Source organism: Arcicella gelida (assembly GCF_034931025.1).
GTDB classification, from domain to species: domain Bacteria; phylum Bacteroidota; class Bacteroidia; order Cytophagales; family Spirosomataceae; genus Arcicella; species Arcicella gelida.
In genome coordinates, this window is sequence record NZ_JAYGIL010000016.1 from 1 (window position 1) to 15,871 (window position 15,871).

The 15,871-nt window shown below is 34.6% G+C and carries 12 protein-coding genes; 8 read left to right on the forward strand and 4 right to left on the reverse strand.

Features of this window, described 5'->3' with window-relative positions; translation table 11 throughout:
- Positions 1-188: 188 nt before the first annotated feature.
- The 4 genes from VB776_RS13705 to VB776_RS13720 all read left to right on the forward strand — a co-directional run bounded on the left by VB776_RS13705 (position 189) and on the right by VB776_RS13720 (position 7,494).
- The gene (locus VB776_RS13705) at positions 189-818 is read left to right on the forward strand and encodes an RNA polymerase sigma factor (RefSeq protein WP_323697270.1); all 630 of its coding nucleotides are present in this window, start codon (positions 189-191) and stop codon (positions 816-818) included.
- 90 nt (positions 819-908) lie between these two features.
- Positions 909-2,030 (forward strand): FecR family protein, encoded by a 1,122-nt coding sequence (locus VB776_RS13710; RefSeq protein WP_323697272.1) that lies wholly within the window; start codon positions 909-911, stop codon positions 2,028-2,030.
- A 204-nt stretch (positions 2,031-2,234) separates the two neighbouring features.
- Complete coding sequence (locus tag VB776_RS13715; RefSeq protein ID WP_323697273.1) at positions 2,235-5,639, forward strand: TonB-dependent receptor; 3,405 nt, start codon at positions 2,235-2,237, stop codon at positions 5,637-5,639.
- An 85-nt stretch (positions 5,640-5,724) separates the two neighbouring features.
- On the forward strand, positions 5,725-7,494 hold the full coding sequence (locus tag VB776_RS13720; RefSeq protein ID WP_323697274.1) for a RagB/SusD family nutrient uptake outer membrane protein: 1,770 nt from the start codon (positions 5,725-5,727) through the stop codon (positions 7,492-7,494).
- Positions 7,495-7,637: 143 nt separating this feature from the next.
- Here the strand turns inward: VB776_RS13720 and bla are convergent, their stop codons facing one another.
- The 3 genes from bla to VB776_RS13735 all read right to left on the reverse strand — a co-directional run bounded on the left by bla (position 7,638) and on the right by VB776_RS13735 (position 9,905).
- Entirely contained in the window at positions 7,638-8,531 is an 894-nt protein-coding gene (gene bla, locus VB776_RS13725; RefSeq protein ID WP_323697275.1) for a class A beta-lactamase, subclass A2, read from the reverse strand.
- 42 nt (positions 8,532-8,573) lie between these two features.
- A complete protein-coding gene (locus VB776_RS13730; protein ID WP_323697276.1) occupies positions 8,574-9,113 on the reverse strand; it encodes an NADPH-dependent FMN reductase in 540 nt (179 codons plus the stop codon).
- A gap of 213 nt (positions 9,114-9,326) precedes the next feature.
- Complete coding sequence (locus VB776_RS13735) at positions 9,327-9,905, reverse strand: YdeI/OmpD-associated family protein (protein ID WP_323697390.1); 579 nt, start codon at positions 9,903-9,905, stop codon at positions 9,327-9,329.
- 128 nt (positions 9,906-10,033) lie between these two features.
- Here VB776_RS13735 and VB776_RS13740 point away from each other — a divergent pair, with 128 nt between their 5' ends.
- The 4 genes from VB776_RS13740 (at position 10,034) to VB776_RS13755 (ending at position 12,928) form a co-directional block, all read left to right on the forward strand.
- Positions 10,034-10,162, forward strand: a complete 129-nt coding sequence (locus tag VB776_RS13740) for a DUF2256 domain-containing protein (RefSeq protein ID WP_407653833.1) — start codon at positions 10,034-10,036, stop codon at positions 10,160-10,162.
- 296 nt (positions 10,163-10,458) lie between these two features.
- Entirely contained in the window at positions 10,459-11,058 is a 600-nt protein-coding gene (locus tag VB776_RS13745; protein WP_323697278.1) for a TlpA family protein disulfide reductase, read from the forward strand.
- 272 nt (positions 11,059-11,330) lie between these two features.
- Complete coding sequence (locus VB776_RS13750) at positions 11,331-12,395, forward strand: AAA family ATPase (RefSeq protein ID WP_323697280.1); 1,065 nt, start codon at positions 11,331-11,333, stop codon at positions 12,393-12,395.
- A 20-nt stretch (positions 12,396-12,415) separates the two neighbouring features.
- Entirely contained in the window at positions 12,416-12,928 is a 513-nt protein-coding gene (locus tag VB776_RS13755) for a hypothetical protein (RefSeq protein WP_323697282.1), read from the forward strand.
- 411 nt (positions 12,929-13,339) lie between these two features.
- Here VB776_RS13755 and VB776_RS13760 read toward each other — a convergent pair whose 3' ends face one another.
- On the reverse strand, positions 13,340-15,664 hold the full coding sequence (locus VB776_RS13760) for a TonB-dependent receptor (RefSeq protein WP_323697284.1): 2,325 nt from the start codon (positions 15,662-15,664) through the stop codon (positions 13,340-13,342).
- Positions 15,665-15,871: the final 207 nt, after the last annotated feature.

A 15,871-nucleotide genomic window follows, 5' to 3' on the forward strand; every position in this document is an offset into this window, starting at 1 on the left:
CCCAACAATTTTATAATTTCGTCTTTGATGATTTGTTTCATCCTTAAAGGCTGGTTTGATGCGTGGTAGCTCAAAGTTCAGCCTTTTTGTTTTCAGAAACAAAATCTTCGGGTAGAGTATTATCTGTTTATGTTTCTAAGAAAAATTGGATAATTTTAGCTTATTATTGAAGTATTTATAAGGTATTTATGATTAAAGTAGATAGAATTCCAAGCGATGAAGCTGAATTAGCTCAATTGTGGATCCGTTTTAGAAGTGGAGATGGAGAAGCCTTTGATAGAATTGCGGCTTTGCGTTACCGAGAATTATACAACTATGCTACTCGTTTTACGAAAGATACTGAATTAGTAAAAGATTGTATCCAAGACCTCTTTCTTGAATTATGGTCCAGAAGAGAAAATCTGGTAGAAAATCCCTACGTTACTGTTTATTTGATAAAATCCCTTCGTAATAATTTATTCAGAAAGTTAAAAATCCAAAAACGTTTAGGAGATTCTGTTGATATACAGGGTGATACTCATGCCTTCACAGATGGATTAACCGTTGAAAGTGAATGGATTGCTGAAGAGTTTTTACACGAAAGCGAGCAAACAATCCGCCAAGCGATTGCACAACTGCCTAAACGTCAGCAAGAAGTAATATTTTTAAAATATTATGAAGGCTTATCTAATGAAGAAATCGCTTCAATTATGGATATTGAAAAGCAAACTGTTGCCAATTTCCTTTATCGTTCTTTAACTCAATTAAAGAAACATTTACCTTCAATTATCAAGTTGCTTCCAATGCCTCTTTTTAAATTACTCTGCCAGCTACAATAATTTTTTTAAAAATAATTTATAGAAAAAGAGTATTAGCAAATCATATCGTACTGTTTCAGTATATAAGGATTGTAAAATACAATTTTATCTATGCAAGATTATACAAATTACACTATAAAAGACTTCATTTTAGATGATTCTTTTTGCCGATGGGTACTCAGAAATGCTTCTGAAGATGCAGTTTTTTGGGAAAAATGGATTCATGAGCATCCTCAATATGCTGAGGTTGTTGCTGATGCTTGTGACTTAATTAAAAAAGTACGTGATGCACAAGATAATTTATCAGAAAATGAATTGCGAGAAGAATTAAAACGCTTGACAAAAAGTAGGCAAGAAATGGATGCGAGCCAAGTTTCTGTTAAAACTAAACGGAAATTGTCATTGGCTTGGCTATGGAAAGTGGCAGCAATACTTTTTGTAAGTATTGCTGGGCTTGTTTTCTATTTATCAAAAAATACCTCTTTACCTTTTGGAACTTATTCGGCTTATCAACAGCGTATTGAAAGTAAGAAAGATTTATTTCAAGAAGTACTCAATGATGATAAAATGCCCAAAGTTGTGACACTTCCAGATGGAAGTAAAATAATTTTAAAAATGGGTAGCCGAGTAAGTTTTCCTAAAACTTTTTCGAATAAACGTCGGGATATTTATTTGAGTGGTGAGGCTTTTTTTGATGTTGTGAAAGATCCAACAAAACCTTTTGTGGTTTATGCGAATGAACTCGCTACTAAGGTGTTAGGGACAAGTTTTACGATTAGTTCTTACGAAAAAGATAAAGAAGTAAAGGTAATTGTTAAAACGGGACGAGTATCGGTATTTTCATTGAATAAAGAACAAGAACCAGCCGAACAATTATTGACAGAAGAAGCCGAATTGATACTTACGCCTAATCAGCAAGTGGTATTTAATCGTAATGAAAACCGCTTAAAGCGTTCTCTTGTAGCTATTCCTGAACCAATAAAGCCGATTTCAACGGTTCATAAATCCTTGATTTTCGAGCGTACACCTATTAGTCAAGTATTTGATTCACTGGAAGAAATTTATGGTATTTCGATTACTTATGATAATGAATTATTACTGAAATGTCAGCTCACGGCGGAGCTAGAAAAAGGAACACTCTTTGAAAAGTTAGACCTCATTTGTAAAGCTATTGAAGCCCGTTACGAACTAATCGACGGTCAGGTAGTGGTTTATGGGAAAAGGTGTAATTAATAAACAACTCAATTAAAACAACCAAAACTTAATTAACTATGAAATAAAAAAATCTACTATTATCACCCAACAAAAAAAGCCGAAGATGCTCCAACATCTCCGGCTTGTATTTCCCCAACTTATTGCTGACAACAACTCCCAACTTTATAAAAGTTGGGCAGAGGGGATTTTTTGCTAAAATTTTAACAAAAGACCATTCAATTTATGAAAATTTTCACAGAATCAATCAAGATTTTTCTAAAAATCATGCGCTTTTCCTTTTATCAGGTTTTATTGATAGTTATGTGCAGTACGCTAGCGATTGCACATGAAAACCGTGGACAAGAATTTCTTAATCAAAAGATTACCTTGAAATTAGAAAATAAAGGACTAGAATCTGCCCTTCGTCATATCAAGAAGGCTACTTCTGTAAGCTTTATTTATAGTCCGCAGATGATTGGTGTCGATAGAACAATCTCAATTAATGTCCAAAATGAATCATTGAAAGAAGTTTTATCAAAATTATTGACACCGCTAGAAATTTCTTACGAAGTTTCGGGTTCAACGATTTTACTCAGACATATACCCAAATCAAGTTTAATTTCAACTCATACGCTTAATTTTTTATCTATTACTTCACAGCTTGAAAAAACAGTAACGGGAACAATTGTTGATGAGAAAAACCAGCCAATGCCAGGCGTAAATATTGCTATTAAGGGAACTACAAGAGGGGTAACCTCGCTACCTAATGGCAAGTATTCAATTCAAGTCCCAAACGGAAATAATACCCTGATTTTTTCATTTGTAGGTTATCTGACACAAGAAATTACTATCAATAGTAGAACTCAGATTGATGTAGCGATGAGTCTCGATATGAAAGCCTTGGATGAGGTTGTAGTAGTAGGATATGGTGAACAAAAGAAAGAAAGTGTAGTAGGTGCCATTACCACCGTAAAAGTAAATGATTTAAAATCTGCGGCACCACGTTCGTTGAATAATGTTTTAGCAGGTAAAGTAGCAGGCGTAATTGCTGTTCAAAGAAGTGGAGAGCCGGGTTATGATGATGCTCAATTTTGGATTCGAGGAATCAGTACATTTGGTGCAGGAGCTTCACCGCTTGTACTTGTTGACGGTGTTGAAAGACCAATCAACAATATCGAACCAGAAGAAATAGAAACGTTTTCTGTTTTAAAAGATGCTTCTGCAACGGCAGTATATGGAATTAGAGGTGCAAATGGTGTAATATTAGTAACTACGAGACGTGGCACAAACGATAAACCTTCTATTAATTTCAAATATGAATCAGGTGTAAACTCTGCAACGAGTAAACCAAAATTTGTAGATGCACCAACTTATCTTGAATTATACAATGAAGCTCAATTAGCCTCAAATCCTAATTATGTAACGCCTTACACGCCTGCCGTCATTGAAAAATACAGATCAGGAGCAGACCCGTATTTATATCCAAATGTCGATTGGTTGGGTTTAATGCTAAAACCCAATTCAAAAACTAGAAGAGCAAACCTAAATATTAGTGGAGGCTCTGTTTCGGCGAAATATTTTATTTCTGCTACTTATTACGATGAGTCTGGTATTTGGAATGGTGATAACTTGAATACTTACAATACCAATGCAGGCTTGAAAAGATATAATTTCAGAGCAAATACCGATGTTAAATTAAGCAAAAATACAGAATTGAAATTAGGTCTTGGAGGTATTTTAATTACTTCTAATTATCCTGGGGGTGGAAGTTCAGCAGCGATTTGGAACGATATTATGTTTAACACGCCCGTTGGTTATTCGCCAACTTATCCACTTGCCGATAGTAAGTCAGGCTTTGTGTATGGTGGTGTAAACGGAATTACGAATCCATACACTTCTTTAACAGGAAAAGGTTTTGCCACAGAATGGCGAAATAATATTCAGTCTGATATTACGATTAATCATGATTTATCAAACTTGGTTAAAGGCTTGAAAGCTTCAGCAAAGTTTGCATTTGATGGCTATAATTTCCATAATATTCAGAGAACCAGAGCCAATGTTGATACTTATATCGCCACTGGAAGAGCCGCAGATAGTTCTTTGATACTGAATAAATTTGTGACTGGTAATGCGGATTTAGCTTTTGCTAAATCATCAGGAGGTAATAGAAGAATTTATATGCAAGCAAATCTTAACTATGATAAAACGATTGGTAATCATTCAATCAGTGGGCTTGTATTGTATAATCAACAAGATTATCAAAGTGCAGATGCTAACGATGCCATCAGTGCTTTGCCTTCAAGATTGCAAGGTTTGGTTGGACGTATATCATATAGTTATAAATCAAAATATTTCTTTGAATACAATGCTGGTTATAATGGTTCTGAAAACTTTGAAAAAGGCAAACGCTTTGGCTATTTTCCTGCTTATGCAGTAGGTTGGATTATCTCGCAAGAACCTTTCTTCCGTAATAATTTATGGTTGCAATATTTGAAAGTAAGAGGCTCTTATGGCAATAAAGGAAATGACCAAATCGGTGGACGAAGATTTGCTTATTTGACGACAGTAGGTGGAGGAAACGGTGAATATAGATTCGGTATTGATGCTAATAATACTTTTGGTGGTAGAGGTGAAGACCAGTGGGGTGCCGACCTTACTTGGGAAAAAGAAGTAGAAACAAACATTGGATTAGAAGTACGATTTTTAAGAGGTTTCTATTTACAAGCGGATGTATTTAAAAGACACCGAACTGGAATTTTTATGCAAAGAAATTCACTTCCAGCTATTATGGGACTTCAGAATAATCCTTGGGGAAATATCGGAGAGTTTGAAAATAAAGGGGTTGACGGTAGTTTAGAGTACAATAAAAAAGTAGGAAATGTAAGCCTTGCTTTAAGAGGAAATGTCACATACACTAAAAACAAATTATTGAATGATGACGCTCCAGATTGGAAATACACCTATCAAAATAGAAGAGGCAAACGTTATCAACAACCTTTTGGATTAATTGCAGAAGGATTATTTACCAGTGAAGAAGAGATTAAAAACTCACCAACTCAAACATTTGGTGCTGTGCGTGTTGGTGATATTAAATACAAGGATTTCAACGGAGATGGTGTCGTAGATTCATTTGATGAAGTAGCTATTGGTAATCCTCCTACTCCTGGAATAATGTATGGATTCGGTTTTACTGTTGGCTATAAAGGTTTTGATGTTTCTGCTTTCTTTCAAGGTGCTCAAACAATGGATTTTATGCTTGGTGGAACGGGATGGTTTCCTTTTGTTGAAGGTGGAATTCGTGGAAACGTAAACGCTAATGCCGTAAACCGTTGGACGCCCGAAAACCCAAGTCAAGATGTGATTTTTCCAAGACTTTCCTTTGGTCCTAATAATAACAATTATCGTTCTTCAACGTGGTGGCAACGAGACGCTAGTTATCTGCGATTGAAATCGGCAGAAATCGGTTATACACTTCCTAAAAAATTCACTAAAAAGCTAAATGTGAATACTTTTAGAGTGTACGTTGCAGGATTTAACTTACATACTTGGAGTGGCTTTACATTCTGGGATCCAGAATTGGGTGATGGAAGAGGTTCTGTATATCCTATCCAAAAGAACTTTAATGTAGGAGTAAATATCAATTTGTAGCACGAGTTAAATAGTAAAAATAAAAGAAATACTATTTGTTGACATTTTAAGAAAACAGATGATTTCTTCTAACAAGAATAAAATTATGAAAAGACTATCTATATTATCTTTTGCTGTATTGAGTGTTTTTTGTTTCTCTTGCAGCGACTATCTGGACAAACAACCAGATGATATGTTGACAATTAATGATGTTTTTGCAAAAAGACTAGAAGCCGAGAAATACTTGGCAAGTATTTACAGCTTTTTACCCGACGAAGCTGGTCCTTATGATAACCTTTCGCCCATTTCGGATGAAGCTGATTTCGTTTGGACAGGCATTGGAGCAAATAATATCAATACTGGAAACTGGTCGCCAACCTCTATTCCCTATAATCCATATACCAATTATTATAAAGCCATTCGCTCGGCATCGGTATATATCAATCAAGTAGATAAATGCCTTGAATGCGAAACGGTAACACCGGGCATTAATACAAGAACCAAAGCGGAGGCTCGTGCTTTAAGAGCTTATTATTATTTCTTATTGATGCGTCAGTATGGGCCAGTTGTAATTTTACCTGAAATTATACCTGTTGATGCTTCTAATACTGATACGCAATTACCAAGAAATTCTTATGAAGAATGTGTAAAGTATATTACTGCTGAGTTGGATTTAGCTGCGAAAGAACTTCCTGCTGTTCAGACTAATGTTAGAGAGTACGGACGTATGGATCAACGAGTGGTAATGGCGATAAAAGCTAGAGTATTGTTGTATGGTGCAAGTCCATTATTTAACGGTAATAACCAAGATTTTGAAGATTTTAAAAATGCGAAAGATGGTAAAAAATTAATTAGCAATACGTATGATGCCAACAAATGGAAATTAGCTGCTGATGCCGCAAAAGCTGTAATTGACATGATGCCAACTGGTTTGTATAAAAAAATGGATGCAAATGGACAGTTAAATCCTTTGACTTCCTATCGTGATTTATTTGTTGACCGTTGGAACAGCGAAGTAATTTGGGCTAGACCAAGTGCTCGTACCAATGAGTTTACACAACATGCGGCACCTCGCCAAATGAAAGGTTGGAATGGTTTAGGAATTACCCAACAAATGGTTGATGCTTATCACATGAACAATGGAAAATTGATTAATGAAGCGGGTTCTGGTTATGTTGAGTCTGGTTTTTCTACGGCTAATACAAAATATACTAAAGTAGGCGATTGGAATATGTATCTCAACCGAGAACCACGTTTTTATGTATCTGTATTGTATAATCATGACGAATGGCCTTTTAGTGGGAGTTCTTCATACACGCCAATTCAATTGTATGCAACAGGACTTTCTGGAAGAAATGGCTCGCATGATCATACCGAAACGGGTTATCTTTTAACCAAATTTGTCAGTGCTGATAGCGATGTTCCCAATGGTCGTTATACACAACAAGCGTGGATATTTTTCAGATTGGGTGAAATGTACTTAAACTATGCAGAAGCCTTGAATGAGTACAATGCTGGACATGCCGATATCGCAAAGTATGTAAATTTAATTCGTGAAAGAGCTGGACTTCCCGAATTGCCTACTGGTTTATCTCAAGCTGAAATGCGAAAAAGAATTCAACATGAAAGAAGAATAGAATTAGCTTTTGAAGGGCATCGAGTATTTGATGTTCGTAGATGGAGAATTGCAGATGATACCCAAGGCGGACCAATGTATGGTATGAATGTGAATAAAGGAACAAGTTTTAATGATGCTGATTTCTATCAAAGAGTGGTATTTGAAACTCGTGTTTTCCAGAAAAAACATTACTTCTGGCCAATTCAACAATCAGAAATTGATAGAAATAGACAAATGCTACAAAACCCCGGATGGTAAAAAATATTAACCTAAATAACTATGAATGAAGCAAGATGAGTAGGTGCAAAAAGCACAATTCATTTTGTAATGAATGATTGATTTAGCCCAAACGATTGATAATTGTTTGGGCTTTTGTATTAAATCTTTCACGAATTTCTTTGCTATTTAGCAACGAAGTAATCCCAAGCTAATTTTGAAATATCAGCAATGATTTTTTCATTGGTTTCGCCGTTTTCTTTTGAGTTGCTTACAAAAACACTGATGGCAAAATGTTTGCCATTCGGTAAAGTAACAATGCCAATATCATTTACGGCTGAAGTAATACCTTCTTCATTAGTATCGGAAGTTCCTGTTTTATGAGCAACCAAAGTACCTTCAGGTAATTGTGATTTGATTCTTTTTTTACCTGTTGGCGAATCTATCATTACTTTCCAAAGGAAATCAAAGTTTGCTTTAGACGTAATTTTTTTATCATAAAATATTTTTAACAATTCCGTAGCTGCCATCGGTTTAGTCCAATTGCTAAACTGAACATCCCAAGCTTTGTGCATTTCTTCTTCATTGGCTACGATTGCTACTTCTTTGATGCCGACTTTGTGGATATAGTCATTTACTGTCTTAGTGCCACCAATCAATCTTAATAAAATATCACAACCATTATTATCACTTTCACCAACTGTGTATTGAATAATTTCGGCAATGCTTAAAGATACATTTGCATTTGGATATTTTTCCCTCATCGGACTCCAAGTATTAGGTAGTAAATCACTCGGTTTAATAAAAATCTTTTGATTTAAACGAAGCTTACCTTTATTCACTTGATTCAATACTGCCAAAGCAATATGAAACTTAAAAACACTTTGTAAGGGATATTGCAGTTCATTATTTACTGTAATACTTTCTTTACTTTCAAATCCATAAATTGCCACACCGACGGTAGCTTTTTTCGTTTTGATGAGTTGTTCAATGTTTGTTTTTAAAACATCTGTTTGTGCAAAAATTGAAGAAGTAACGTATGTAAAAAGTAAGGATACTACAAAAATTAGTTTGTTCATGATTGTTGATTGAAAAGGTTTAAATGGTAAATAGCATCTTGATTACTTCAATAACTCAGCTTTGATTTTTGCAATTTTTGAAGCTACTTCTGATGCGTATTCGCTGTTGGTAATTCCTTCGCCTTCTACAAAATTCTTGTTATAACTGGGCAAAGAAAAAGTGTCCAATACTTTACCGCCACTAAAAGGCATTCTGTTTTTGGCAATTTCCATCACACTTGCTCCACCTCTTGGTCCGGGCGAAGTAGATAACAAAAACATCTGTTTATTGCCAAATACTGGGCGACCTTGAATCATAGAAACCCAATCGAAGATATTTTTAAACGCAGTAGTATATGCTCCGTTATTTTCAGCGAATGAAATCAATAGAAAATCACTTGAATCTATCTTTTTAGCAAAATCTGTTGCCAATGACGGAATACCCTCTTTTGCCAATTTGTCCACACTAAACAAAGGCATTTCGTAGTCATTCAAATCTAAGATTTCAATGTCGTGTTCATTGAAAAAAGAAGCAACGTGCGTAACTAATTTTTTATTGATGGAAGCCTTGCTATTACTTCCTGCGAATGCGAGTATTTTCATTGTAAGGTTATTGAGTTTAAAAAATGTTTATAATCTAAATTCATTATTATCGTGTATGAAGGGTTTCACCATTCTTTAAAATGTTGTAGCGGCAACTCTTGCAGTTGCCACACTTGAAACGGCAACTGCAAGAGTTGCCGCTACATTTTAAGGGAATGTTGTGATATTTTATCATGCTGAAAAAATGTTAAACCTTTGTACAGTACTTATTCCTCAATCATTCAACCCTTTCCCATCCATAATTTGAGGGATACATTTTTCTACTCTTGCTTCTCGTGTTTTGGCTTGTTTGGGTTGAGCGAAATGTAAAAGGTACGCTCTTTGTCGTCCGTGAGTTAAAGCTTCAAAGGCTATTTTTAAGCTTGAAGATTCATCTAATTTCTGTTGAAACTCTTCTGGAATACTGTACTCTGTTGTCTTTTTTAGCTCTACTTTCAATCCTGCTTTTTCTACTTCAATGGCTTCATAAATATAAGCTTTTAAAATAGCTTTATTATCCACAATTCCCCGAAGATTGGTAAAACGAATTTGTCGTGCCGCCTGTACATTTTCCGTTTGTTGAATCAGCAGTCCATTGCTATTATCTAGCAAAGCCCCTTTCATAAACAGTAAAGCACAATACTCTTTAAAGTCGTGGATTAATACAACATTACTCTTTTGAAAAGTGTAACAAGGAACACCCCATTTCAACTCTTCGGTCAGTTCACATTCAAGGATAATTTTTCTTAATTGTTCCAATTCTTCTTGCCATTTATCGGCTTTTTCAAAATAAAAATCAACTTTAGGATTCATCATATTTCATGTCAAATAGTTAGTGGTTTAAAATTACTTTGTCTTTTGATATTTTCCTCAAATAGTACATCGAAAAACATTTTATCAAAAAGCCTGTTTCCTTAGAAATAAATTTTTGTGCCATGAAAATGATAAAGAAATCCGACTCACCCACAAAAATCTGTGTCACCTGTGGAAAACCATTTACTTGGAGAAAGAAATGGGAAAGAGTTTGGGAAGAAGTAAAATACTGTTCAGAACGATGCAGGAGGGCGTAGATGCTTTTAAAAATAATTGAAAACGCTAAGCCTCATAGAGGCAAAATCTTTGTAGCAATTTTAGGCGAAGTTCATTCTTTTATATAAATTGTATGTGTCCTCTATTTTAAAGCCCTATTTTAACTTCGATGAAACTGTCAAAAAATATATTATTTTCAACACTACTATTCTTATACATATCCGCAGGTATTGCTCAAAACCAATCTCTTCCTAAAAGCTTACACTTCCTCAAAGATTTTACTACTTATTGGTATTATTATAATGAAAGTACCAATCTGAGTAATGAGTTTATTCCATTGGATGAATCTAAGAAAGAAATCAAGAAAATAGTTTTCTTGCAACACTTATTAAATGGTAAATATATCCCTGTAAGAGTGTTGATAAATAATAAGGTACACCATCAACTTTATAGAATTGATGCGAAAATTAGTGAGGAAATAAAGCAGGTCATTAAACAAATGGCTGAAATTGAAATTAAAAACTTAATGTATGAAGGTAAAAAAATACCTGATTTCAATTTTACAGATTTAGAAGGGAAAAGCTATAATGATAAAAATACCAAAGGGAAAGTTATTGTCATGAAACTTTGGTTTATAGGCTGTAAAGTTTGTATTCAAGAAATGCCTCAACTGAATGAATTGGTACAAAAATACAGTAACAGAAATGATATAATATTTTTAAGCCTTGCTTTAGACAAATCTCAAAAACTTAAAGAGTTCTTACATAAAACAACTTTCAAATATGCTGTTGTTGCTGACAAAGAAAAATACATAAATGAAGATTTACAGATTAATGAATTCCCTACGCATATCATTGTAAATAGAAAAGGGGTTATTGTTAAAGTCTTTTCCTCTGCTAAATTCTTACCCAATGTTCTTTCAAATACTTTGAAGTGAAATTAGGCTATTCGGTCACAACCAGTTCAAGCCTGTGGTTTGGACTTTTTTCTATTTCTTTTCAAAAGAAATTTTTTAGGTACATTAACGCTTCGCTAATACTTGCACCAGTTGGGGTTTAATGCTCGCACCAGTTGGATACTAGTTGGATCATGGTTTTGCTTAATACTTACATCAGTTGATGTTAAAATATAAAATTAAATATAAAATGATTTAAAACCGTAAAGTTAAAGACTAACTTTGTGTAGCATAAGAACTTTAATAATAGGATAATGATAAAATCAGTAACTCTTAAAAATTTTATGGGTTATAGTGAATTCAGAAGTAAAGAATTTGCCGCCATAAATGTAATCATTGGCAAAAATGATACAGGAAAAACAGGTCTATTAAAACTATTATATGCAGCTACAAAAACAATTGATATTTATAGCAAGCGAAAACAGAATGAAGATATAAGTTTTAAAAAACTCTTGGCAGAAAAACTATTAGATACTTATCAACCTGGTAAGAAAGGGTTAGGTGAGTTAGTCAGTAAAATAACAAAAGAGAAGTTATCCATCGATATTGAGTTCGCTCATACAAAACTTAATTATCAAGATAGGCTTCATTTTTCTTTTGGGGATTCTACAACAAATACTATTATTGATTGTCAAGAGAATATAAATTCAGTAGCAGAAAACTTTCGTTGTTTATTTATTCCTGCTAAGGAAGTACTCACTTCTATGAAAGCCATAAGAGCAACAAGAGATAATTTACATATGCCCGGCTTTGATGATACTTATTTGGATTTGATAAGAGCTTTAGTTATTCCTACTCAAAAAGGAAATATAACACAAGAATTAAGTGGGATAATAAAAAGGCTTGAGGAATTATTTGAAGGGCAGTTTGAACAAGGAAAAGATGATGATGTTATTTTTAAAAAGGGAAATACTGAATTCCCAATATCTCTTACATCTGAAGGGGTAAAAAAAATAGGAATTTTGACAACATTAATTCGAAACAGACAGCTAAATGCAAACTCTATCTTGTTTTTTGATGAACCAGAAACAACCTTACATCCTGATGCAACAAGAGAATTAGTAGAAATGCTTATGTTAATGGCTCAGGCTGGAATTCAGATTTTTTTAGCGACACATAATTACTTCGTTTTGAAACAGATACATCTTTCTGCACGACGTTCAAATGTTCAAACCAATTGCTATTCGTTGAGTCGTGAAAAAGGGAAGTCCATAGAATGTTTAATATCTGATTTAAAAGAGGATTTCCCTGAAAACCCTATTTCTGATGAAGCAATAAGAATGGCTGATGAAGAAATTAAACTTGATTTAGGTCTATAAATTTGCAACCCTATTGAACAATGAATCAATTTACTGAAAGCAATATAACGCTTTGTTTTCCAGATACTAACTTTTTCCGTTTCGCTGATTGTGATGGTTATAAAGCTTTAAGTGGAAATCATTTTAAAGAAATGGATGCTTGTTGGTATGACGCTAAAAAAAATCAATATTGGCTTTTTGAGTTAAAGGATTTTTCTTTAGCGTCTTTAGGTTCTGATTCAATAGAAACGAAAACATGGGATATTGTTAAGAAGGCTGTGGATAGTTTATCTATGTTTCTTGCAAGTAAACATCAGTATCGATACGCCAATATTTTAAATATAGATTTTCCAATCATCCCCAATGCTACTACTACATTTAAGTTTGTCACTATCATTCACTGTAGTTTATCTCAAAAAGCAAATATTCAGTTGATAAATAATTCTTTTAGAAGTAAATTCAAGCCTTATGCTCAAATATTTGGTATTACCGAATATGGTGTAATGGAACACAGTAAGGCAATGCAGTTTATTAATGATATAGAAATCCAGTGATTGCTAAATAAGATAATCAACTACCAAATCCTGCCGCTACATATTAGCCATCGTAAAGTAAATATTAGCTCCTGCACTAACGGGATAAGCAACTGCATTTATACTATTAGCTCCTGCACTAACGGGATAAGCGACTGCATTTATACTATTAGCGACTGCACTAACGGGATAAGCAACTGCATTTATACTATTAGCTCCTGCACTGACGGGATAAGCGACTGCATTTATACTATTAGCTCCTGCACTGACGGGATAAGCAACTGCATTTATACTATTGCCTCCTGCACTGACGGGATAAGCAACTGCATTGCTACTATTAGCTCCTGCATTGACGGGATATGTAATCGCACTAACGGGATAGGCTATCGCATTGTCGGGATAGCTTATCGCATTGGTGATTTTGGGCTTTGTTTAGAAACTATATTTAAGGCGGAGGGAAATGTTTCTGCCTAAATCGTCGGTAAAGTATCTGAATCTGTTTAGATATTCTCTGTAAGCGACATTGAAGGCATTACTAACGCTGAGTCCGACGTTTACTTTTTTAATGCTGATGCCTGCATCGGCTTTCCAAAGACTATATGCGGGTGGAGGTGCAAGAAAATCGCTATTTGCCTCTACTCTGTTTTGTTTTGCCACTAATGAATTGCTGATACTGATAAATGCACCACGCTTTTTGAAGTCGTATTTTAAAGTACTTTCTAGTCGGTCGCTAGGAATGTTCACCATGTATTGATTATTCAGTACATCTTTTGCCCTAACCATCGAATATTTTTCTGAAATACTTATCTGTTTGCTGATTTGATAAATCGCAGAAACATCAATCCCTGCAAATCGGGCATTAACCTGAGTATAATCAAAAGCAGGGAAGGCACCACGTACAGTAAGCACAGTTTGCAAAACACCATCTACCGAACGAGGTTTCAGATAGATAAAATCATCTATAAAGTTCAAATAGGGACTTACTTCTACATTGATTTTATCGTTAGTATAGTTTGCCGTAAAGTTTAGATTATGGGCTACTTCTGGTTGTAGATTGATATTTCCTTTCTCATAAGCTGCCGCTCCGTGGTGAATCCCGTCCGAAAACAATTCATTCATATTGGGCGCACGCCAAGCCAATGCTGCATTGAATTTAAAGTCTAAATGTTCGTTGAAAGTATAGGTCGTTCCCGCAGTAGCCGAGAAATTATTGAAGTCAAACGAATTGTTATAGGCTTGATTATTAAACGTAAGTCCATAAGCCTCTGCCTTTCTGAAATCATAGCGTAATCCTGTTTCAAATTCCCAACGGTTTTTTAAATAACGCTCAATGATAAACAAACCACCTGTACTTACTTGGTAATTAGGAATCAGTACGGTGTTGACCAAAGGCTTTTTGAGTTCGTAAGAAGAAGAAAGGTTTTCTTGATACATCCCACTGATACCAATAGAACCTGATATTTTGTTGAAAAGTGGTTTATGTTCCAATAGTAACTCGCCTGTATAAGTAGTTAATTTAAAATTAAGGGTATTCAAGTTACGATTTCCTCTAGGAACGTCATACTCTAAACGCCAATCATATTGACGAGCCAGCGTAAGCGTGAATTTCCCCAAATTATCCACAATCGCAAAACTTTTAAGCTTTAATAAATGGTGAGCAAGGTCTTGGTTAGGGCGATTAATATTATAACTCGGTTCGGCAGGCGTGTAAGCTTCGTTAGGTTGGGGGTTATTGATAGCGTTTTGTAAGTCTGTTGTGTTACCAATATGCGAACCAGCAAAAATACCCAGTTGAGTATCAAAATAACTAAAGAACATTTCTGTACCATAATGTATTTTATTGTAACCAAGGGCTACCGAAAAGTTTCTTTCTTGTACGCCTGTGTTAGCCATGTAATAATTGGCAGTCTTTAAGTCTCCGCCACGTTTATAAGTACCTTGTACTCGCCAAGAGAAACCTTTGATGGCAGATAAACCGCCTTCTGCAATACCAGAAATAACGCCCATTCTTCCGTTAGAGAATCCAGCAGTATTAATTTCTCCATGAATTCTTACAGAATCAGGTAAAGGAGCAGGTTCAACCATGATTACGCCCGCAATAGCATCAGAACCATAACGCACACCAGCCGCACCTTTAATAACTGTCAGCTTTTTAGCCACAAAAGGATCAATCTCAGGAGCGTGTTCGCTTCCCCATTGTTGTCCTTCTTGTCTGATTCCGTTATTTAAAATTAGTACTCTATTAGAGTGCATTCCATGAATAATGGGTTTTGAAATAGAACTTCCTGTTTGAAGTGTCGTTACGCCCGTAATGCCTTTTAGAGATTCACCAAGATTTTGTCCACGAGTTTGGTCAAGTGCTTCTCCTTCTAAAATACCTTTTGCTTGGGTAACATTTTCTATCTTTTTGCCACTTACCACTACTTCTTGTAAATGTTCGTCTTTGTCTTCCAAAGAAAAATCTTCTTCATGTTCATTACTCAGGTTCACAGGGATTTCAACCTTTTGAAAACCGACAGCCTGACAAATCAATATATACTTTCCTTGACAAAGATTCTTGAAAGCGTATTTTCCTTTAGCATCTGCAAAAGTAGAAATGTTAGTGCCTTTTATATAAATAACAGCACCTGGCACTACTTGATGAATATCCTTTTCGTGAACAACACCTTTAAGGGAACAATTGCAATTTTGAGATTGTGCTTTGGTCGAAAACCAAGTGAATATCAGTAACGTAAATATGAGATAAATGCTTTTCATGAATGATGATGAAGATTGAAGCTGCAATTTACTGATAATTTGTAAATGGATTTCAATAATTGCAACATTATTGCATTAAAAATAAAGAGTGTTTTTAATAATAAGAAGATGAATGTTAGATAACATCTTGTTAAACATTCAATAAAAGACTTATTTTGTTTATGTAATTTAATAATAAGTTAAACAATGTACTTTTAAGTGAAAAAA